We start from the raw sequence: 20,010 nt of genomic DNA, 5'->3' as shown, positions 1-20,010 counted from the left end.
GATGGAAAACGTCTACCTGACCATTGTGCTCGCGCCACTCCTCGGCGCCATCGTTGCCGGTTTCCTCGGCGGCAAGATCGGGCGGCGCGCCTCGCATTCGGTGACGATCGCCGGCGTGGGCATCTCCACCGGACTCTCGCTCTGGGTGCTGTCGCGCTTCATCTGGCACGATCAGCCGGTGTTCAACGACACTGTCTATACCTGGATGGTCTCGGATGGCATCCGCTTCGAGGTCGGCTTCCTGGTCGACAAGCTCACGGTCCTGATGATGGCCACGGTGAGCTTCGTCTCGCTGATGGTGCACATCTACACCATCGGTTACATGGCCGATGACGAGCACAACTGGCCGCATGGCGCATTGACCGGCAAGAACAGCTATCAGCGTTTCTTCAGCTATATCTCGCTCTTCACCTTCTCGATGCTGATGCTGGTGATGTCGAACAACTTCATGCAGCTCTTCTTCGGCTGGGAGGCGGTGGGTCTGGTGTCCTATCTGCTGATCGGCTTCTGGTCGACCCGCGAGAGTGCCATCTTCGCCAACATGAAGGCGTTTCTGGTCAATCGGGTGGGCGACTTCGGGTTCATCCTCGGCATCGCCGCGGTCGGGATGTATTTCAATTCGATGGATTACGCCGAGGTTTTCGCGCGGGCGCCCGAACTGGCCGACACGCAGGTCGCGCTCTTCGGCGGCGTCTCGCTGATGACCCTGATCTGCGTGCTGCTGTTCATCGGCGCCATGGGCAAATCGGCCCAGGTGCCGCTGCATGTCTGGCTGCCGGATTCGATGGAAGGCCCGACCCCGATCTCGGCCCTGATCCATGCCGCGACCATGGTCACCGCCGGCGTTTTCATGGTGGCGCGCATGTCGCCGCTCTACGAACTTTCCGAGGCGGCGCTCAGCTTCGTGCTGATCATCGGCGCGACCACGGCCTTCTTCATGGGACTGATCGGACTGGTCCAGAACGACATCAAGCGGGTAGTCGCCTATTCGACCCTGTCCCAGCTCGGGTACATGGTCACCGCGCTGGGCGCCTCGGCCTACGCGGCGGGCATCTTCCATCTGATGACCCATGCCTTCTTCAAGGCGCTGCTGTTCCTGGCCGCGGGCTCGGTGATCATCGCGCTGCACCACAAGCAGGATATCCGTGACATGGGCGGTCTGCGCAAATACATGCCGATCACCTGGGTGACGGCGCTGCTGGGTTCGCTGGCGCTGATCGGTTTTCCCGGTTTCTCGGGCTTCTTTTCCAAGGATGCGATCATCGAGGCCGTGGGTGCCTCGCAACTCTTCGGCGCCGGTTATGCCTCGATCCTGCTGACCGTCGGCGTGCTGATCACCGCGCTCTACAGCTTCCGCATGTATTTCCTGGTCTTTCATGGCAAGGAGCGCATGGACGAACACACCAAACATCATGTGCACGAAACGCCCTGGGTGGTCACGATTCCGCTGATCCTGTTGGCGATTCCGTCGGTCTTCATCGGCTGGTATACCGTCGAGCCGCTCCTGGTGAACGATTGGTTTACCACGGGCGACTGGAGCCCCATCGTGGTCGCTCATGAACACGACACGTTGCACCATCTGCGCGAGCACTGGCATGGTCAGGCGGCCTTCGTCCAGCATGGTCTCGCCGCGCTGCCCTTCTTCCTGGCCATGACCGGGTTGGTGCTGGCGGCCGTCATCTGGTGGGGCGTCTTTGCGCTCAAACCACGCATCGACGAGCAGTTACAGGCATGGGGCGGACCCGTCACCCGGATCCTTCAAGACAAATATGGCTTCGACGACTTCAATCAGCGGGTCTTCGCCGGAGGGAGCCGCAACCTGGGCCGGGCGCTCTGGATGACCGGCGACCGGGCGGTGATCGACGGGGCGATCATTAACGGTTCGGCCCAGTGGGTCGCCCGCATGGCACAATCGGCGCGCCATCTGCAAACCGGCTTCCTCTACCATTACGCCATTGCGATGATCATCGGGCTGGTTGGCCTGCTGACGCTTTTCGTAACGCTCTGACGCGCACGGGAGACACCCTGAATGAATGAGTTCCCCCTGCTGACACTGGTCATCTGGCTGCCGATCATCGGCGGCGTGGTGGTCCTGGCGAGCGGCGATAAATCCGCGAATCTCTCCAAATGGATCGGGCTGACCTTCGCCGTACTGACCTTCCTGGTCAGCCTCGGACTCTGGATCGGTTTCGATTCGACCACGGCCCAGATGCAGTTCGTCGAACGCTCGGCCTGGATTCCAACCTTTAACGTCGAGTATTTCCTGGGCGTCGACGGCATCTCCATGCCGCTGATCATCCTCACGACCTTCATCACCATCTTCGTGATCGTCGCGGGCTGGGAGGTCATCACCTACAAGCCGTCGCAATACATGGCGGCCTTCCTGATCATGAATGGCATCATGGTCGGTGTCTTCTCGGCGCTGGACGCCATCCTCTTCTATGTCTTCTGGGAGGCGATGCTGATCCCGATGTTCATCATCATCGGGGTCTGGGGCGGACCGAACCGGGTCTACGCGACCATCAAGTTCTTCCTCTACACCTTCTTCGGCTCGGTCTTCATGCTGGTCGCGCTGATCTACCTGTATTTCCAGTCCGGTAGTTTCAGCATCCTGGACTTCCAGGGACTGCAACTCGGCATGACCGCGCAGATCCTCATCTTCATCGCCTTCCTGCTCGCCTTCGCGGTCAAGGTGCCCATGTTTCCGGTCCATACCTGGCTGCCGGATGCCCATGTCGAGGCGCCGACCGGCGGCTCGGTGATCCTGGCGGCGATCATGCTGAAGATCGGCGGTTACGGTTTCCTGCGCTTTTCGATGCCGATCACGCCGGACGCCAGCGCCTCGCTGGCCTGGCTGATCATTGCGCTGTCGCTGATCGCTATTCTCTACATCGGCTTCGTCGCGCTGGTGCAGCAGGACATGAAGAAGCTGATCGCCTATTCGTCGATCGCTCACATGGGCTTCGTGACGCTCGGTTTCTTCATCGTCTTCACCATCATCCAGAACCCGGCGCTATCCTCCGGATCGGTGATGGGGATCGAGGGCGGCATGGTGCAGATGATCTCGCACGGCTTCATCTCCGGCGCGCTCTTCCTCTGCGTGGGCGTGCTCTATGATCGGGTCCATTCGCGCGAGATCGCCGACTACGGCGGCGTGGTCAACACCATGCCCTGGTTCGGCGCCTTCATGGTTTTTTTTGCCATGTCCAACGCGGGTCTGCCGGGTACCTCCGGGTTTGTCGGCGAGTTCATGGTTATTCTGGCGACCTTCCGCGCCGACTTCTGGTGGGCGGTGCTGGCCGCGACCACGTTGATCCTGGCGGCGGCCTTTACCCTCTGGATGGTCAAGCGGGTCGTCTTTGGCGAGGTCAAGAACGACAAGGTCGCGGTCCTGCAGGATCTGAACGCCCGCGAGACCTTCAACCTGGGCGCGCTTGCCGCCGCCGTACTGGCGCTGGGTCTGTGGCCCGCGCCGCTGATGAACGTCATGCATGCGACGGTGGAGAATCTGGTCACTCAGGTCAGCGTCTGCAAGCTGCCCGCCGCCGAGAGCGCCGACTGCGTCCTGGCGCGGCCCGCGCCGATCGCCGAGCTGAACGGCAGGCCCGTGGCGGCGACGCACTAACTCCGGCACCGATGACTCAATAGAATTGGAAGATCCACATGCCATTTGACGCCGCCAATCTGCTGCCCATCCTGCCGGAGATCGCCATCCTGATCACCGCCTGCGTGGTGCTCGTGGTCGATCTCTATCTGAAGGAAAAGGACAAGGGCTTCAATCACACCCTGAGCCTGCTCGGCCTGGTGGTCGCGATCGCGCTGACCGGCGCCGTCGGCGGTGGCGAACGCCAGATTTTCTTCGACGGGAATCTGGTCCGGGACGCCATGAGCGACCTGCTCAAGGGCGCGATCCTGCTGGTCAGTCTGTTTGCCTTTATCTATGCGCGCCCCTGGCTCAAGGATCGCGGCATGCTGGTCGGGGAATTCTATGTCCTCGGTCTGCTGGCGGTCCTCGGGATGCTGATCATGGTGTCGGCCAACAGCTTCCTGACCATCTATCTCGGGCTCGAACTCCAGGCACTCTGTCTCTACGCGCTGGTCGCCTTCGATCGCGATTCCAAACAGGGCGCCGAGGCCGCCATGAAATATTTCGTGCTGGGCGCCCTAGGCTCCGGCATGCTGCTCTACGGCATTTCCATGATTTATGGCGCCACCGGTTCCATCGAGTTCGGTCCGGTGGCCCAGGCCGTCGCCGAGCAGGGTATCTCGAACAAGGTGCTGGTGTTTGGAATCGTCTTCCTGGTGATCGGCATCGGCTTCAAATTCGGCGCCGTGCCGTTTCACATGTGGGTGCCGGATATCTACGAAGGCGCGCCGACGCCCGCCGTGCTGATCCTCGGTAGCGCCCCGAAGATTGCCGCCTTTGCGCTGGCAATCCGCATGCTGGCCGATGGCCTGCAGGGTCTGCTGGCCGACTGGCAGGGGATGCTGATCATCCTGGCTGTCCTCTCGATGGGCCTGGGCAATCTGGTCGCCATCGCGCAAACGAACATCAAGCGCATGCTGGCCTATTCGACCATCTCGCATGTCGGCTTCATCTTTCTCGGTCTGCTCGCCGGCTCCGCCCAGGGCTATGCGTCCGCCATGTTCTACGCCATCGTCTATGCGGTCATGGCCGCCGGCGCCTTCGGGATTCTGCTCATTCTCAGCCGCGAAGGTTTCGATGCCGAGAATCTGGACGACCTCAAGGGTCTCAACGATCGCGATCCCTGGTACGCGGCAATGATGGCGATCATCATGTTCTCCATGGCCGGGGTTCCGCCGACAGTCGGCTTCATGGCCAAACTGCTGGTGCTGGAGTCCGTGATCCGCCTCGATCTGGTCTGGCTGGCCTTGTTGGCCGTGGCCTTCTCCATCATCGGTGCCTTTTACTATCTGCGCGTGGTCAAGTTTATCTATTTTGATCGTCCGGCGCTAAACGCACCCGTGCTCGTCACGACCGGTGGCGTGCGGGCGGCCATGACGCTCAACGGCCTGGCCCTGCTTGCGCTCGGTCTGTTTCCAGCCGCGCTGCTATCGCTCTGCCAAGCCGCTTTTGTCTGACTGCCGAGGACGTTCAGCGGTTGTCTCGACAGGGTCGCGCAAGCTACCATGCCAGCTTGCATCCAATGAACGGGTCGACTGGAGTTGAAGCATGTTTCGCGGCAGCATCGTTGCGCTTATAACGCCCATGCATTCGGATGGCGGGGTCGATGATGCCAGCCTGCGACGTTTGGTCGATTTCCATATCGCTGGCGGAACCACGGCCATCGTCGCGGTCGGCACGACCGGCGAGTCGGCGACTCTGGACGAAAACGAACATTGCGAGGTCATCCGTCGCACGGTGGAATTCGCGGCCGGACGGATTCCGGTGATTGCGGGAACGGGCGCGAATTCGACCCGCGAGGCCATCACCCTGACCCGTTGCGCCCGGGATGTCGGCGCTGCTGCCGCGCTGCTGGTTACGCCGTATTACAACAAGCCGACGCAGGAAGGTCTCTACCTGCATTACAAGGCGGTGGCCGAGGCAGTGGATCTTCCGCAGATTCTCTACAACGTACCGGGGCGTACCGCCTGCGACATGCTCCCCGAAACAGTCGCCCGGCTGGCGCCGATCGAGAACATTATCGGCATGAAGGAAGCCACCGGAGATCTCGCGCGGGTTGCCCGGCTGCGTCAGGATTGCGGGGGCGATTTTTTGCTTTACAGCGGCGACGACGCGAGCGGCTGCGAATTCATGCTGTTGGGCGGAGATGGCGTCATCTCGGTCACCTCCAACCTGGCGCCACGCCAGATGCAATCCATGTGCGAGGCCGCCTTGAGCGGCGATCGTGAAGGGGCGCATGCACTCAACCAGCCGCTCGATGCGCTGCACCATGAGTTGTTCGTGCAGTCCAATCCCATCCCCGTCAAATGGGCGACCGCCGAAATGGGGCTGTGCGCGCGGGGAATTCGTCTGCCACTCACCTGGCTTTCCGAGGAATATCATGCGCGTGTCCGCCATGCCATGGAACTGGCCGGCCTTGTTTGAGGCATCCACGGTCCAGCCTCTTCACATCGCGTCGTCACATGATGACCGCACTGACCGAGAGTTCCAGACATTGATTTCAGGTTTTAAGCTTGTCGGTGCGATTACCCTGTTGATCGTACTTTCCCAACTGATTGGCTGTAGCTCGCTCGGTCTCGACGAGGCGATCCCGGATCAGCGGCTTGTTTACAAGAAGCAACGCGAGGCTGGCCTAAATCTTGAGATTCCACCGGATCTCACTGGCAGTAATTTCGATGACGCCCTGGATATCCCTTCCGGTGGCGGGGCGGCGACGTTCTCGGAGTACACAGGAAGTCGCGCGCAACGTCAGCAGATCGCCTCGAATGGCGACGTCCTGCCTGCGGTGTCGAACATCGAACTCAAGCGCACCGGCAATGAGCGCTGGTTGGCGGTCCAGGCACCCCCACAGCAGGTTTGGCCTAAAGTGATCGCCTTCTGGCGCGAGCAGGGCATCTTGCTGGTGGAACAGGATCCAGCCGTGGGGGTGATGCGAACCGACTGGCTCGATAATCGCGCGGAAATCCGGCAGGATTTTTTGACCCGCATGGCGGGAAAATTGATCGAAGGCGTCTACGCGACCTCGACCCGCGATCAATACAGTCTGCGTATCGAAGAGGGGACGAGCGCGGGAACCACGGACATTCATCTGACCCACCGGGGGATGGAAGAGAAACTGGTGACCAACGCGATTGGCGACGGAAGTCGGACCATCTGGGAGCCGAGTGGCACCGATTCGGCCAAGGAGGCCGAGATGCTCCGGCGTCTGATGGTCTTTATGGGCGCAGCAAAAGCAAGTGTCGCTGTGAGTGCTGATCCTTCCAGCGCTCCAGCCCAGGGTCCAAGGTCGCGTCTGTTGACCGAAGGCGGCGCTCAAGTCCTGCTGATTCCGGAAGAGTTCCGTCGGGCATGGCGTCTGACCGGATCCGCCCTGGATCGAGCGGGCTTTGCGGTCGAGGACCGTGATCAGAGTAGCGGTCTTTTCTATGTGCGTTATGCGGGCAAGGACAATGCCGAGCGGTCGGACGGTAAAAAACCGGGCTTAGGCTCGCGACTTGCGTTCTGGCGCAAGAACGAGATCGATCCCGTCAAGCAGTATCGGATTCAGGTGGTCGGCAAGGACACCGAATCGCGAGTCAGCGTGCTTGATGCAACTGGGAAGCCAGATCAATCGGAGAGCGGTCGGCGGATTCTCACGCTGATGCAGGAGCAGATGCGTTAAACCGCGTCCTGTCTGGACGCGGTTGAAATCGCTTAATCCTCCAGCAGCCACCCTTGCAGTGCGTCAATCAGTGACTTAGCTTGCGCGCGGCTGGAAATATTAAATTTCGATTGCTGGCGATACTCGCCATTGCGTTTTTGATAACGTCGGATGGTGTATTTTTCGGGGCCGTAGTCCTCCTTGGCTCGGTCCCAATCCTGATAACGGAAGATAATGGTCGTCCAGCTTCCCTTGGAGAGAATCACTTTCCCCAGTTCCCTGGTGGTTTCGATGCCGTCTTCCGAATAGCTGACGGTCAGGTCTTCGAGCTTCTCGCTCATTCTAGCTTCCCCTGGGTCTTGACTGACTGATTGGGGCCGGGACTGATTCCGGCGTGTGAGTGGTGGCGCGCGCGCCGTTACGGATCAATAATTCGACGATATTCTTTGAGTACCGGCCTATGTCTTTTGATTGGGCGATATCCAATGGCAAACGGCCGTTGGCATCCGCTTGGTTCACCTCGGCACCGTATCCGATCAGTCGCGAAACAGTACCAAGGTGGCCCTCTGAGATCGCGATATGCAGTAGAGTCTCGCCTTTTGCATCGGGTTGATCGACCTTCGCTCCACGGCGGAACAGGAATTCAAAGACATCCCGATCCGAGTTGCCGTCCCGCGCCAGGGTAAAAAACATGTCTTGCGGGTTTAGGGGCGTTCCCTGTTCAACCAGCATCTGCGCGACCTGAGTCTTGCCGTTTTCAAGCGCGACCTCCAGCGGCGTTTTACCACTGCGGTTCAACACGCCTGGGTCCGCGCCATGCGTGACCAGTTCGCGGGCGATCGTCACATGGCCATTCCGTGCCGCGACATGGAGCGGGAAATCTCCGCTGAGATCCGCGAGATTGACATTCGTTTTCCAATACAGATGACGCTTGACCTGATCCAGATCGCTGCTGCCGACGGCACGCTCAAGGTTCATGGTTGGGCGGCTCGGCTCCTGGCAACCGGCGAGTGCGGCGGCCATCAACAGGAGCACGGCAGGCAGTGGGCGATACATGTTCGGGTGACTGAGTTCACGGCTGGTCCTGGCAACAGAGTTGATGTTAAGGCCGTGTGTTGGTCAGTTGCAACTGATCGGGATGCACCTCGTCAGTCGGCTGCTTCCGTCGATTTGCCGTGTTATCGTATGCGCCATGCTCTGGAAACTGCTGTTAACCTTCGCTGTGATCCTCGGTGCCTATGGCATCATCCGCGCGCGTATCCGGTCTGACCGTGTTGCTCGGGGGTTGGAGCCGCCAAGGCCGCCGCTGTTCCCGCCTGGGTTGATTCGACTCGCCCTGTCAGCGGTCCTGACCTTGATGGTCGTCGGCAGCTCCTTGCATCTGTATACGGGATGGCAGCGTGAACACGAGGTCGTTCTGGTGCAGGTCGTCAACGCCAATACTGGTCAGGTGATGTCTTTCGAGGCGCTCTGGGGGAGCGTGGATGACCGGCGCTTCCAGACCATCGATGGTCGGGAGATTCGTCTCGCCGATGTGGAAAGGATGATCGTTGTGCCGAAACCGCGTTCTGATTGATTGGCATCGTGGCGAGTCGCCGCAGTCTCGCGGCGGCTCGATGACGATCGACGTGATGCGGTTTACTGGGCCGCCGCGCTGTCGGGCTGTTCCTTAAGATTCTCGATAATGTCGATATCCTCCAATTCAGCCACGCGCTCCGGTGAATAGCCGAGTTGCCTGAAATTCATAATGCCATCCGGCGAGTGACACTCGATGCAGTCGCGGCCTTTACCCTGGATGCCGTGGTTGACCATCAGCGTACCCATCTGGCGCATCCAGTGCGGTTCGACATTTTCTAGCCGTCCATCGACCAGCGGATAGACCGTTTTCCAGCCCTCGGTGATGCCGAAATAGGACATGAACTCATCCATCATGTAGAGCTTGAACGGCTCCTGATACATGCGTTGCACGATGGGGTCCGCAATGGCTTTCTTGACCGATGCGGGCGTATCGCCGGTTTCATAATAGCTGGCGTAGTCGAACGGCAGGATCATGGCCCCGAACGGCCCCTGATTCGACATGTCCTCGAACATCATGGCGTTGAAAAGTTTGAACGGATAGATCCGACTCTCGCCCTGGCTCATCACCGCGCGCAGGTTATTCTGGATCATCGCCTCGCGCTTGGCGAGCATTTCCGGGGAAAGCTGCGAGAGTGGATCGGTTGCCATCCGGACATAGGCATCGACATCGATCTCTGGATACTGCTGTTTGAGTTCGGTGGCCTTGCTCCGCACAGCGGCGATCATTTCGGGATCATCGATGCGCGCGACCTGCTGCATCAGCGGATTGTAAGTATCCGAACCGTTCGGATTGTTGCCGAGCGCATTGGCCAGGAAGGTTCCGTTGCCGTTGAACCAGAGGAAGGTGAAACCCTTGCCGGGCTTGCCTGACCGATAGATGTCGGTTGGTTCAAACAGACCTTCGTCGGAATCCCAAGTCGGGTGCACCCAATCGCGCAGAACCACATTTTCGGCTTCCAACTCCTTGATGTGGCAGGTTTCGCAGGCCAGACGCGCGATATGGCCATTGAGCAGCGCCTTGTGCTCGGACTGGTTGTGCGGTGCCTGGGTGTGGCAGCTCTCGCAGGTGACATCTTTGGTCGGGATGTCGTTGGCGACCAAGTCCACACCCTTCCGGCCACGGGGGATCTTGTGTCCCTCGGGGACGTGACAGTCGGTACATTGGATGCCCGACGCTGCATGCGTGTCGTCGTGTGGACTGAATGGATTGCCGCGTTTCGCGCCCCGGTGGAGGATGCGCTGATTGATATGTCCGAGTGACCGCGCGGCTTCATTGTGGAGATAGGCGTCGCCGCCCATGTTGTGCTGATGGCAGCGCAGACAGGTCTCGGAGCTGATCGGCCCGACCGTCAGCGCGGCGCGCAGACTGCGATCCTGATTCCAGCGCAGCCCTTTGTCATCCTGGATCACATGACGCTCATTCATGTCGTAATCGGTGGAATGACAGATCAGGCAGTCGATGCCCTCCTTGGCCTCCGAGGGGACATCGCCGATCGGCATCATCTTCTCGGTGGCGGGCTGATAGTTGCCGCCGATATGACATTGACCGCAGCCCTCGCTGCGCATCGTCACCTCGCCTTCGCCATGCTCCGGGCGGCTCGCGACCAGGGCGGCCCAGCCCGTCCAGGTGAAACTCCCCGGAATCCCGCAGGCGCGGTTGATCTTGCCGACCGGAATCTTGTGCGGACCGCTGTTGACCTGGCGCCCGTCATAGCCATAGGTGGAAAAACCGCCCGATTCGCTTTGAAATTTGAAATGAACCGAATTGACGATGTCGCCAAGCGTATCGACATTCTTGACGGTTCCATCGCCGTGCGTGACCTGGATCGTGGCATGGCAATGCAGACAGGTCTGCGGGCCTTCGTAACGATGGATGCCGGCTTCGCGGAAATACTTGATGTGCGATGGCTCGGTATCGCGGATGAAGGACTCCGTGTTCATCAGCATCTCGATCTTGACCTGGCGCGCGAATGGCTCCTGATCGGTGTCGACAATCGCCGCAGCCTTGCGCTGGCGCGCATTCGTGCTGAGTTCCTGGGCCAGCGCCTCGAATTCTGTCTTGGTCAATGCCGTGCTGCTGGCATAGGTCAGCGGGGCGTTGGTTTTGCCGACATAGGACTCGAAGGCGAGCGGATAGAGCACCTTGTAGGCGACCGTCAGTCCGATCAGGACGAGCACGGTGACGATGAGCCGACGTTTCGCGGTCGGGGAAAGCGGTTTCAGAGCAATGCGTTTCATCGGTCTAACCCTTGGGGTTATCGAACAAGACAGTGATGCGTCGGCGTGCGCACGCTTATCCCTGTGTTTCCGAGCGTGGTTGCGTCTCCAGGTCGGGCTCCCGGTGCCAGCCCGTGATCATCGCGCGCAGATTCGATGTCAGGGTCTCGCCCGTGGTGATGATATAGAGATGCACCAGGACGAAGAGTGCCAGAAAATAGGCGACCGTGAGGTGCGTCATGGCCACGACCCAGACACTCCCGAGGCCGAACAGCGTCTCCGGGAGATAGATCGAGAACAAAAAGGCCCAGCCGCTCAGGATCAACACCGGCATCAGCAGATACATGACGCCTAGATAGCTGAGTTGTTGCAGCGTGTTGAGCTTCATCTCGGCGCTCGGATGAAAGGGATGTGGCTCGTTTTGGAAGATGCCGTAGCCGTAGTAGCGCATCTGCGAGAACAGCCGTTGGAAAAAGCCGCGCAAGCGCACCCGATAATGGCGTCCGTTGTCGGTCACCAGATTGCCAATGACAAAGCCGATCCAACCGATGGTCACCAGAATGCCGGCGACATTATGGATCGGGCGGGCGATCTCGAAATTCAGCAGCCATCCAGCGCCGGCAAAGTGCATGCTGGCTCCGGACAGGATCAGCACCAGAAACAGCAGCGCATTGAGCCAATGCCAGGCGCGCACCCAACCCGAATAGAGATACAGCGCGTTCATTCTGGTTTCCCCTTGGTCCGTTGGTAGGCTTTGTAACGCCCGAAGCCATGCGCGGCCAACACCAGCAGCGTTAGACCAGTGACGATCAGGCCGAGGAGGTCGAGCGTGGCGTTACGGCTCATGCCGACCACATAGGCATCGTTGAAGACCGCCTTGTTGAGCCAGCCTTTGGTCGCCAGATCTTCTTCCGACCGATATTGATAGAGTCGGTTCAGCAGACTGGACTCCCGGGAGTGACAGTTGACGCAGTCCCGGTTGCTGTCTTCCGCCTTCAAAACCTGATGCGAGACCGTTTTCCCATTGTCCGATAAGGGTGTGTGACAGTCGAGACAGCGCACGGCATTCCAATGTTTTTCCCGGTTGGGTAGCCAGGCATGCGGGTCGCTCAGTGGATCGCGCACCTTCTCGTGGCAGGACAGACAGACCTGGTTATCGTCGCGGACGATGGCCGCAATTTCCTCGCCGACCTGTGAGGCGCGGAAGCCATGCGGATCGTGGCAGGAATGGCAACTGAATCCCTCGGCCTCGGCGGAGTCGGATGTCGCGTGGACGCTCTCGGCATATTCGGCATCGATCGACTTGAAGCGCGCGATGTTGTCCTTCGTATCGTCCTTCGTATCGTCCTTCGTATCGTCTTTCTCATGACAACCGACACAGGAGAGTGTCTCGTTCGCGGCGTCCGCTGGGTGCGGATAACGGCCGAAGTCCCCCTCATGGCAATCGATGCAGTCGATTTCTCCGTGAACCGAATGCGACAGCGCATGCGGGTTGACCGCGAGATCGACAATGTCGCCCGTTCCTGGGTCGCGATAGGCCAGCGTCGCCATGGCATGACAACGCAGACAGGACTTATTCTCGGTTGCCGGCGACCCGCTCGCGGCGGGGGTCGCCACGGCGATGAGTGTCAGTAACAGCGCCCCACTCAAGGCAAGGTTTGTCAAAAAAAAACCGCCCTGGGTTGGAGGTTGGGATTGCGCATGCTGGTTAGATTCGCGGACAGGTTCGTCATCGCAGGTTAGTCACCGCAAGTTGTACATCGGGTTCACGACCGCGGAAAGCCCGGTTGGTTGCCATGGCGTCCCGGTCAGTCTGGCAGTAGGGTTCGCTGCTCTCGGCTCGGCTCTCAATTCACCATGGAGACCAAAAGGACGCAGTGACAATCATCATTGATGGACCATGAAGAGATCAATTTAAATCGGCGTTAATGATAATTGACCGAAAAGCTCGGCCAAATAGAACAGTATTCCATTCAGTCTTTATCCGCAGTATTTCATTCGGTTTCTCGCCGCCCCACCGCACGTCGTGTCGCTCCTTTGATCAGGCTCACACATTGAGCCGTCGATGATTAGACAATTTAAGAAATTGGGCTTATAACTATTCTAGTACATAAGAATATTATTACTAACTTTGAAACTAGGCCCGGTGTCGATCCGCAGGCTCGGATCGACCATCAGAATCCAGATGGCGCTCCTGGCGGCAAGGCGGTATCCATGAAAGAAGTTGACACTTTTCCGAATGAAACGGCCATTGGACCTTACCTGGCGGATCAGTTGGATATCCGGGGGATCAGTCGGCGCGGTTTCCTCAAGTTCACCCTTGGGATCACCGCCGCCATGGGGCTGCCATTCGGCATGTCCGGGCAGGTTCTTGCGGCCCTGGAGCAGAGCCAGGCGCGCCCGACCGTGATCTGGCTGCATTTCCAGGAATGCACGGGCTGCACCGAATCCCTGCTGCGCGCCACGCATCCCGCCGTCGAGACGCTGATTCTGGATCTGATCTCGCTGGATTATTCGGAGACCCTGATGGCCGCCGCCGGTCATCAGGCCGAGCAGGCGCTGCACGAGTCACTGGAAAAGAACAAGGGCCAGTTCATCCTGGTCGTCGAGGGCTCGGTGCCCATGCGCGACGGTGGCATCTACTGCAAGATCGGGCGCAAGACGCCGCAGCAGTTGTTGCACGAAATCGCGCCGCATGCCGTGGCGGCGGTCGCGATCGGTTCCTGCGCCTCCTGGGGCGGGGTGCAGAGCGCCGCGCCGAATCCCACCGAGGCGGTCGGCCTGCAGGAAGCCCTGACGCGCGAAGGCATCGTCAAGGCCGATGGCACCGCGCTGCCCGTCATCAATCTGCCCGGCTGTCCCGCCTCGCCCTACAACCTGCTGTCGACCGTGCTCTATTACCTGACCCTCAAGAAACTGCCCGAGGTCGATGCCAAGGGTCGCCCGACCTTCGCCTATGGGCGCCTGATCCACGACAACTGCGAACGCCGGCCGCATTTCGACGCCGCCCGCTTTGCCGAGCAGTTCGGCGACGAAGGCCATCGTCAGGGCTGGTGTCTCTACAAGCTCGGGTGCAAGGGGCCAGAGACCTATGCCAATTGTCCCGCCATCGAGTTCGGCGATGTCGGTGCCAATACCTGGCCGGTCGGGATCGGCCATCCCTGTTTCGGCTGCGCCGAGCAGGGCGTCGGCTTCCACAAGGCATTGCACGAACAGTCGGATGTCGAGTCGGTGAGGCCGCCGTCGTTGTTCCCGGAGATCTTTACCGAGCATGCGGGAGGTGTCACCGCTGGCGCGGCGGCGGTTGCCGGAGCGATTGGCGGCGGAGCGATGGTGTACGCCCTGGGTGCCCACAAGCAACTCAAGCAGCTTGAGACCGAGACTGCATCCTCGACCGAATCCAAGACCGAAGAGGAGGGAAACCAATGAACATCGATCGTCGCGAGTTTTTCAAGGTCGTGTTCGCTGGTGCCGCGACGGCATTGACCGCTCCCACGGCCCAGGCGCGACCGCCCAGGGAACTGTCGCCCGATGCCGTCGGAATTCTCTATGACGCCACGCTCTGCATCGGCTGCAAAGCCTGCGAGGTCGGCTGCAAGGAGGCCAACGCGAAACCCATGGCCCATGACACCCCGCTCGAACAGGCCCACGGCGTCAGCGGCGTGTGGGATGCCGATAACGACCTCGGCAGCCGGACGCTGAATAAGATCAAGGTCTACACCAACGGTACAGCCGAGGTGAAGGACCGCGAGCTGGATGGCTTCAGCTTCGTCAAGCGCAACTGCATGCATTGCGTCGACCCCAATTGCGTCTCGGCCTGCCCGGTCAGCGCCCTGACCAAGGATCCGGTGACCGGCGCCGTGCGCTATAACCCCGATGCCTGTATCGGCTGCCGTTACTGTCAGTTAGCCTGTCCGTTCAATATCCCGAAATTCGAATACGACAAGCCGTTTCCGAAGATCGTCAAATGCGAGATGTGTTCCGATCGTCTCGCGGAAGGTGCGATTCCGGCCTGCTGCGAGGCCTGCCCGACCGGTGCCAGTCTCTTCGGGCGCGTGTCCGACCTGCTGAACGAAGGCCATCGCCGCCTGACGTTCCAACCCGGCGAACGGCAGGACTATCCCGTCAACCGTCTGGATGGCGGCGCGACTCGGACCGCCGAGGTCGCCGCGTATTACCCCAAAATCTATGGCGAAACCGAAACCGGTGGTACCCAATCCCTGCTGATGGCGGCGGTCCCCTTCGAGAAACTGGGGTTCCCGGCGCTCGGCGATGAGTCGCGCGCCCAACTGTCGGAGACCATCCAGCACACTCTCTATCAGGGCATGATGGCGCCGACCGTCCTCTTGGGCGGACTGGTCTATGCCGCCTATCGGCATACCCACGAGGAACGGGAAGATCCGACCGCGGAGCAGGACAAGGATCAGGCCGAAGCCAAGGCGGAGGCGCGCCGCCATGACTGAAGTCTATCGGCCCATCGGCGGCAAACTGCTGACCAGACAGTTCTATTTCATGGGCGTTCTGGCGCTGATCGCCGGCTATTTCATTATTCGCCGGTTCATCTTCGGCATCGGCGATGTCTCCAATCTCAGCGATGGCTATCCCTGGGGAATGTGGATCACCTATGACGTGGTCACTGGTACGGCCATCGCTTGCGGCGGTTATGCGATGGCCCTGCTGGTCTATGTGTTCAATCGCGGCCAATTCCACCCCATCATTCGGGTCGCGCTCCTGACCAGTGTTTTTGGCTATACCCTGGCGGGCATCTCAATCGTTATCGATGTCGGTCGCTATTGGCAGCTCTATAACGTCTTTCTGCCGCAATACGCGAATCTCAATTCGGTGATGCTCGAAGTCGCCTTTTGCGTGACGCTCTATACGCTGGTCCTCTGGATCGAATTCTCCCCAGCCATTCTGGAGGCGATGAAAGCCAATCGGCTGCTGCGTCAACTGCGCCATGTCCTCTTCTTTTTCATTGGACTGGGCATTCTGCTGCCGACGATGCACCAATCCTCGCTCGGCTCGCTGTTGATTATTGCTGGCGACAAGGTCCATCCGCTCTGGCAGACCAACATCATTCCGCTGCTCTTTCTGATCACGGCCATCGCCATGGGCTATGGCATGGTGGTCTTCGAGTCGCTTTATGCCTCGGTCAATCTCAAGCGCGAACTCGAATCCGACATGCTGTCCCGGATTGGTGCCGTCATTCCCTGGCTGCTGCTGCTGTATCTGGTTCTGCGGATCGGCGATCTCGTCATGACGGGCAATCTCGCGGCACTGACGCGCTCGGGATCGGAGCCATTCCTCTTCGCGGCTGAAATAGCGATGTTTCTCTTCGCTATCGTCACGCTGCTCAACCGCAGTCTGCGCGAGCGTCCAACGGTTCTGTTCTGGAGTGCGCTCGCCGTGGTGCTGGGCGGGGCGCTCTATCGCTTCGACGCCTTCATGATTGCCTATAACCCTGGGCCGGGTTGGTACTATTTCCCTGGCGTCGGCGAAATGCTGATTACGCTCGGCATCGTGGCGATCGAGATCATGGCGTATCTCTTCTTTGTCAAAAAGACGCCGGTGTTGACCGTCGGGCATGCGAAATTAGAGGGGCGCGGGTAAGATGACAACGAAACGAATTTGCGTGGATCCAGTCACCCGCATCGAGGGTCATTTGCGGATCGATTGCGATATCAAGGATGGCAAGGTCGTCGACGCTTGGTCGAGCGGGCAGATGTGGCGCGGCATCGAGACCATTCTGATCGGACGCGACCCGCGCGACGCCTGGCTGTATACGCAACGCATCTGCGGCGTCTGTACGACGGTGCATGCCATCGCCTCGGTGCGCGCGGTCGAGGATGCGCTCAAGCTCGAAATCCCATTGAACGCGCAATTGATCCGCAACCTGATCGTGGCCGCGCACGGCATCCATGATCATATCGTCCATTTCTATCATCTGTCCGCGCTCGATTGGGTCGACGTGGTCTCGGCCCTGAGCGCCGACCCGATGGCGACCGAGAAGCTGGCGCAGAGCCTATCGGATTGGCCCAACAACAACGCGCGCCATTTCGCCGAGGTGCAGGCACGGGTCAAGAAGCTGGTCGAGAGCGGTCAACTCGGCATCTTCGCCTATGGCTATTGGGGCCACAAAGCCATGAAGCTGCCGCCCGAGGCCAATCTGATGGCGGTCTCCCATTATCTCGAAGCGATGGACTATCAACGCAAGTCCAATCAGATCACCGCGATCCTGGGCGGCAAGACACCGCATATCCAAAACCTGGCCGTCGGCGGCGTGGCGAACGCCATCAACCCCGACGATCAGTCGGCGCTAAACATGGAGCGCCTCGCCTATATCAAGACCTTGATGGACGAGTTGGAAGGCTTCATTCGTCGAGTCTATCTGCCCGACCTCATCGCCATCGCCGCGCTCTATGCCGATTGGCTGCCCTATGGCGCGGGCGTGATGAATTATCTCTCGGTACCCGATTTCCCGCGCGATACCAAGGGAACCGATTTCGGCATGCCCGGCGGCTATATTCCGGGGGCGGACCTCAGTCAATTCCATGCCATCAACCACTTCGGCGATCCCTATTTCGAGCAAAACGTCAAGGAGAGCATCAAGCACAGTTGGTACAAGGGCGACTGGACTCGCTCGCCCTATGAAGGCGAAACCGATCCCGACTACACCGACTTCAATGAAGACGCCGCCTATTCCTGGGTCAAGTCGCCGTCATTTCTCAATGAGCCGGCGCAGGTCGGACCGCTCGCCAACGTGCTGGCGATGGTTGCCGCCGGACACGAGGGAACCATCGGCTATCTCAATCACGCGCTGGAGCGCATCGGCGCACTGACCGGCGGCCAGGTGCCGATGACCGCCCTGCATTCCACCCTTGGCCGTCATCTGGCCCGCTGCGTGCGCACCCAGGTGCTCTACGACATGATGGTCGAAAACTATCATGCGCTGGTCGCCAACATCGCCAGCGGCGACACCACCAGCTTCAATCCGCCCACCTTCCCCAAGGGCGAGATCATGGGCTATGGCTTCCACGAGGCACCGCGCGGCGTACTCTCGCACTGGGTCGTGATCGAAAACGGCAAGATCAAGAACTATCAGGCCGTGGTGCCCTCGACCTGGAACGCCGGACCGCGTAATCAGAACGACGCGCGCGGCCCCTATGAGGCTTCGCTGATCGACAATCCCATCCTGGAAGAAGACCGTCCGCTGGAGGTGCTGCGCACCGTGCATTCGTTCGACCCCTGTCTGGCCTGCGCCATCCATCTGCATGATAACGAACGCAGTCACATCGTCCGTGTCAATACCTTCTGACGCAGCGGGCACCGACCTGTCCGATGTGCTGCTGATCGGCTGGGGCAATCTGCTATTGGGCGACGAGGGCGTGGGCGTCCACGTCCTGCGTCGACTCGAAGCCGACTATCGGTTCGAGCCCGCCATCGCGCTGGTCGATGGCGGCACCTCCGGCATGGATCTGCTACCGCTGTTCGCCGACTACCGGCGCATCCTGATGATCGACGCCATCGCGCTCGACCGCCCGCCCGGCTCGATCGCCGTGATCCGCGACGAGGAGATCCGGGCGGTCCTGTCCGAAAAGCTCTCGGTGCATCATCTGGGTGTCACCGACGTGCTGGCGATGACCAAGCTGCTCGATTATCCGCCGAGCGAAATCGTCCTGATCGGCATCGTCCCCGAGCGGATGGAGCTGGATCTTGAGTTGTCAGCGACCGTTGCCGACGCGCTCCCCCAGGTGATCGAAAGGGTCGGCGCGCTTCTGTGGGACTGGGGCGTCCGCCTTCTGGAGCGGTAGCGTTAGGATCGCCCGAGCGCCGACGGCTCCACCTTCATCCCCGATCATGCCCCGCTGATTCGCTTGTCGGAGAAAAGTACCGGGCTTTGTCGGGTCGCTTTAACGAAGCGACACCGCGCTTGTGGGTCGCCGCATGTACGCTAGGGCGTGTCGTGTCGACGGGGGCGAAGGCCTGCGGATTGTCGCGCATAACCATCAATTGTCTAGGTTATTCGTGCTAGCCGCCGAGAAGGATAGGTGTACAAATGGCTCCGTATCGCCTGCTCTCGCTCTTAATTCTCCTCGTTTACTTGCTCGTTGCGAGCCTCGCCACGGCCGCGGCCGACCTGTCCGAGATCCAGGCCCGAGGCGAGCTACGCCACCTGGGTATCCGCTATGTTAACTTCGTGACCGGTGCCGGGGATGGCTTCGATGCCGAGCTGATCCAGGGATTCGCCAAATTCCTGGACGTGGATTACAAGCTGGTTTACAGCGACTTCTACTCGGTGTTCCGCGACCTGCTCGGCAAGAACGTCGTGCGCGCGGGCGACAGCGTGACCCTGGAAGGCGACTTTCCCATCAAGGGGGACATGATAGCGACCGGATTCACGGTGCTGCCTTGGCGCGAGCAAGTCCTGCTCTATTTCGAACCGACCTTTCCGTCCCAGGTGATGCTGATCGCCCGCGCCGACTCGCCGATCCAGCCCATCCAGGGCAGCGAGGATCTACTCCAAGACAACCAGGAGACCAAGGCACTCATCGGTGCCCAGAGTCTGCTGATCATGGAAAAGACCTGTCTCGATCCAGCCAACTATGGAATGAAAGGTCAGGGGATCGAGCTGTGCGCCTACACCAAGAGCAGCAACATCAACGAGATGGTGCCCGCCTTGCTCAACCTGGATGCCGATCTGCCGCTCCTGGACATCCCCGACCTCATGCTCGACATGCAGAAGTGGGCCGGCAGCTTCAAGGTCATCGGTCCCATCTCCTCACCACCGATCAGTTTCATCCAGAGGGTGCAAAGCAGGGCAAGGGTCGCCCGAGTTCAGCGAACCGCAGGAGTTTTCTCAGTCCCCGTTGAAACCAGGAGAGACAGGAGCGGGCGAGCTTGCGAAAGATCCAGTGGTCAGGATCGGTCT

17 protein-coding genes are annotated in these 20,010 nt (G+C 60.0%); 12 read left to right on the top strand and 5 right to left on the bottom strand.

Annotation, left to right across the window (positions count from 1 at the left end; genetic code table 11):
• Nucleotide 1 precedes the first annotated feature (1 nt).
• The 5 genes from nuoL to bamC all read left to right on the top strand — a co-directional run bounded on the left by nuoL (nucleotide 2) and on the right by bamC (nucleotide 7,307).
• Nucleotides 2-2,008, top strand: a complete 2,007-nt coding sequence (gene nuoL, locus QZY07_RS12120) for an NADH-quinone oxidoreductase subunit L (protein WP_295402852.1) — start codon at nucleotides 2-4, stop codon at nucleotides 2,006-2,008.
• Nucleotides 2,009-2,029: 21 nt separating this feature from the next.
• Complete coding sequence (locus QZY07_RS12115) at nucleotides 2,030-3,625, top strand: NADH-quinone oxidoreductase subunit M (protein ID WP_295402849.1); 1,596 nt, start codon at nucleotides 2,030-2,032, stop codon at nucleotides 3,623-3,625.
• A 38-nt stretch (nucleotides 3,626-3,663) separates the two neighbouring features.
• Nucleotides 3,664-5,103 (top strand): NADH-quinone oxidoreductase subunit NuoN, encoded by a 1,440-nt coding sequence (nuoN, locus tag QZY07_RS12110; RefSeq protein WP_295402848.1) that lies wholly within the window; start codon nucleotides 3,664-3,666, stop codon nucleotides 5,101-5,103.
• 91 nt (nucleotides 5,104-5,194) lie between these two features.
• Nucleotides 5,195-6,070, top strand: a complete 876-nt coding sequence (gene dapA, locus QZY07_RS12105; protein ID WP_295402845.1) for a 4-hydroxy-tetrahydrodipicolinate synthase — start codon at nucleotides 5,195-5,197, stop codon at nucleotides 6,068-6,070.
• Between the two features lie 109 nt (nucleotides 6,071-6,179).
• Nucleotides 6,180-7,307, top strand: coding sequence for an outer membrane protein assembly factor BamC (gene bamC, locus QZY07_RS12100; protein ID WP_295402843.1), 1,128 nt, complete (start codon nucleotides 6,180-6,182; stop codon nucleotides 7,305-7,307).
• Between the two features lie 32 nt (nucleotides 7,308-7,339).
• On the opposite strand, the gene QZY07_RS12095 is transcribed toward bamC, so the two are convergent.
• Complete coding sequence (locus tag QZY07_RS12095) at nucleotides 7,340-7,627, bottom strand: hypothetical protein (protein WP_295402840.1); 288 nt, start codon at nucleotides 7,625-7,627, stop codon at nucleotides 7,340-7,342.
• Nucleotide 7,628: 1 nt separating this feature from the next.
• Complete coding sequence (locus QZY07_RS12090) at nucleotides 7,629-8,309, bottom strand: ankyrin repeat domain-containing protein (protein ID WP_295402837.1); 681 nt, start codon at nucleotides 8,307-8,309, stop codon at nucleotides 7,629-7,631.
• 169 nt (nucleotides 8,310-8,478) lie between these two features.
• Between QZY07_RS12090 and QZY07_RS12085 the strand changes: the two genes are divergently transcribed.
• Nucleotides 8,479-8,862, top strand: coding sequence for a hypothetical protein (locus QZY07_RS12085; protein ID WP_295402834.1), 384 nt, complete (start codon nucleotides 8,479-8,481; stop codon nucleotides 8,860-8,862).
• A gap of 62 nt (nucleotides 8,863-8,924) precedes the next feature.
• Here the strand turns inward: QZY07_RS12085 and QZY07_RS12080 are convergent, their stop codons facing one another.
• The 3 genes from QZY07_RS12080 to QZY07_RS12070 are packed head-to-tail and all read right to left on the bottom strand — an operon-like array spanning nucleotide 8,925 to nucleotide 12,746.
• On the bottom strand, nucleotides 8,925-11,102 hold the full coding sequence (locus QZY07_RS12080) for a multiheme c-type cytochrome (RefSeq protein ID WP_295402831.1): 2,178 nt from the start codon (nucleotides 11,100-11,102) through the stop codon (nucleotides 8,925-8,927).
• Nucleotides 11,103-11,157: 55 nt separating this feature from the next.
• Nucleotides 11,158-11,805 carry a cytochrome b/b6 domain-containing protein gene (locus QZY07_RS12075; RefSeq protein WP_295402828.1) on the bottom strand — a complete coding sequence of 216 codons (648 nt, stop codon included), beginning with the start codon at nucleotides 11,803-11,805 and terminating at the stop codon, nucleotides 11,158-11,160.
• Complete coding sequence (locus QZY07_RS12070) at nucleotides 11,802-12,746, bottom strand: ammonia-forming cytochrome c nitrite reductase subunit c552 (RefSeq protein WP_295402826.1); 945 nt, start codon at nucleotides 12,744-12,746, stop codon at nucleotides 11,802-11,804. The genes QZY07_RS12075 and QZY07_RS12070 overlap by 4 nt, the downstream gene beginning before the upstream one ends.
• Nucleotides 12,747-13,295: 549 nt before the next feature.
• Between QZY07_RS12070 and QZY07_RS12065 the strand changes: the two genes are divergently transcribed.
• The 6 genes from QZY07_RS12065 to QZY07_RS12040 form a co-directional block, all read left to right on the top strand.
• Nucleotides 13,296-14,510 carry a hydrogenase small subunit gene (locus QZY07_RS12065; RefSeq protein ID WP_295402823.1) on the top strand — a complete coding sequence of 405 codons (1,215 nt, stop codon included), beginning with the start codon at nucleotides 13,296-13,298 and terminating at the stop codon, nucleotides 14,508-14,510.
• Nucleotides 14,507-15,544: a hydrogenase 2 operon protein HybA gene (gene hybA, locus QZY07_RS12060; protein WP_295402821.1), complete on the top strand. Its 1,038-nt coding sequence runs from the start codon at nucleotides 14,507-14,509 to the stop codon at nucleotides 15,542-15,544. Before QZY07_RS12065 ends, hybA begins: the two co-directional genes overlap by 4 nt.
• On the top strand, nucleotides 15,537-16,691 hold the full coding sequence (gene hybB, locus QZY07_RS12055; protein WP_295402818.1) for a Ni/Fe-hydrogenase cytochrome b subunit: 1,155 nt from the start codon (nucleotides 15,537-15,539) through the stop codon (nucleotides 16,689-16,691). Before hybA ends, hybB begins: the two co-directional genes overlap by 8 nt.
• 1 nt (nucleotide 16,692) lies before the next feature.
• The gene (locus tag QZY07_RS12050) at nucleotides 16,693-18,396 is read left to right on the top strand and encodes a nickel-dependent hydrogenase large subunit (RefSeq protein ID WP_295402815.1); all 1,704 of its coding nucleotides are present in this window, start codon (nucleotides 16,693-16,695) and stop codon (nucleotides 18,394-18,396) included.
• Nucleotides 18,380-18,892 (top strand): HyaD/HybD family hydrogenase maturation endopeptidase, encoded by a 513-nt coding sequence (locus QZY07_RS12045; RefSeq protein ID WP_295402812.1) that lies wholly within the window; start codon nucleotides 18,380-18,382, stop codon nucleotides 18,890-18,892. Before QZY07_RS12050 ends, QZY07_RS12045 begins: the two co-directional genes overlap by 17 nt.
• A 245-nt stretch (nucleotides 18,893-19,137) precedes the next feature.
• The coding region (locus tag QZY07_RS12040) for a hypothetical protein (RefSeq protein WP_295402809.1) at nucleotides 19,138-20,010 on the top strand (873 nt) is incomplete at its 3' end.

The sequence above is a fragment of the uncultured Thiocystis sp. genome (assembly GCF_903866365.1).
In the GTDB taxonomy this organism is placed as follows: domain Bacteria; phylum Pseudomonadota; class Gammaproteobacteria; order Chromatiales; family Chromatiaceae; genus Chromatium.
Note: the sequence above shows the minus strand (reverse complement) of the source record. Positions and strands in the feature narration are given on the sequence as shown.

What these genes read in the sequence shown, in the direction of transcription:
- QZY07_RS12065 (WP_295402823.1), top strand. Translation starts at nt 13,296, where the DNA reads ATGAAAGAAGTTGACACTTTTCCGAATGAAACGGCCATTGGACCTTAC.
- dapA (WP_295402845.1), top strand. Translation starts at nt 5,195, where the DNA reads ATGTTTCGCGGCAGCATCGTTGCGCTTATAACGCCCATGCATTCGGAT.
- QZY07_RS12075 (WP_295402828.1), bottom strand. Translation starts at nt 11,805, where the DNA reads ATGAACGCGCTGTATCTCTATTCGGGTTGGGTGCGCGCCTGGCATTGG.
- QZY07_RS12085 (WP_295402834.1), top strand. Translation starts at nt 8,479, where the DNA reads ATGCTCTGGAAACTGCTGTTAACCTTCGCTGTGATCCTCGGTGCCTAT.
- hybB (WP_295402818.1), top strand. Translation starts at nt 15,537, where the DNA reads ATGACTGAAGTCTATCGGCCCATCGGCGGCAAACTGCTGACCAGACAG.
- QZY07_RS12090 (WP_295402837.1), bottom strand. Translation starts at nt 8,309, where the DNA reads ATGGCCGCCGCACTCGCCGGTTGCCAGGAGCCGAGCCGCCCAACCATG.
- nuoL (WP_295402852.1), top strand. Translation starts at nt 2, where the DNA reads ATGGAAAACGTCTACCTGACCATTGTGCTCGCGCCACTCCTCGGCGCC.
- QZY07_RS12115 (WP_295402849.1), top strand. Translation starts at nt 2,030, where the DNA reads ATGAATGAGTTCCCCCTGCTGACACTGGTCATCTGGCTGCCGATCATC.
- QZY07_RS12095 (WP_295402840.1), bottom strand. Translation starts at nt 7,627, where the DNA reads ATGAGCGAGAAGCTCGAAGACCTGACCGTCAGCTATTCGGAAGACGGC.
- hybA (WP_295402821.1), top strand. Translation starts at nt 14,507, where the DNA reads ATGAACATCGATCGTCGCGAGTTTTTCAAGGTCGTGTTCGCTGGTGCC.
- nuoN (WP_295402848.1), top strand. Translation starts at nt 3,664, where the DNA reads ATGCCATTTGACGCCGCCAATCTGCTGCCCATCCTGCCGGAGATCGCC.
- QZY07_RS12080 (WP_295402831.1), bottom strand. Translation starts at nt 11,102, where the DNA reads ATGAAACGCATTGCTCTGAAACCGCTTTCCCCGACCGCGAAACGTCGG.
- QZY07_RS12050 (WP_295402815.1), top strand. Translation starts at nt 16,693, where the DNA reads ATGACAACGAAACGAATTTGCGTGGATCCAGTCACCCGCATCGAGGGT.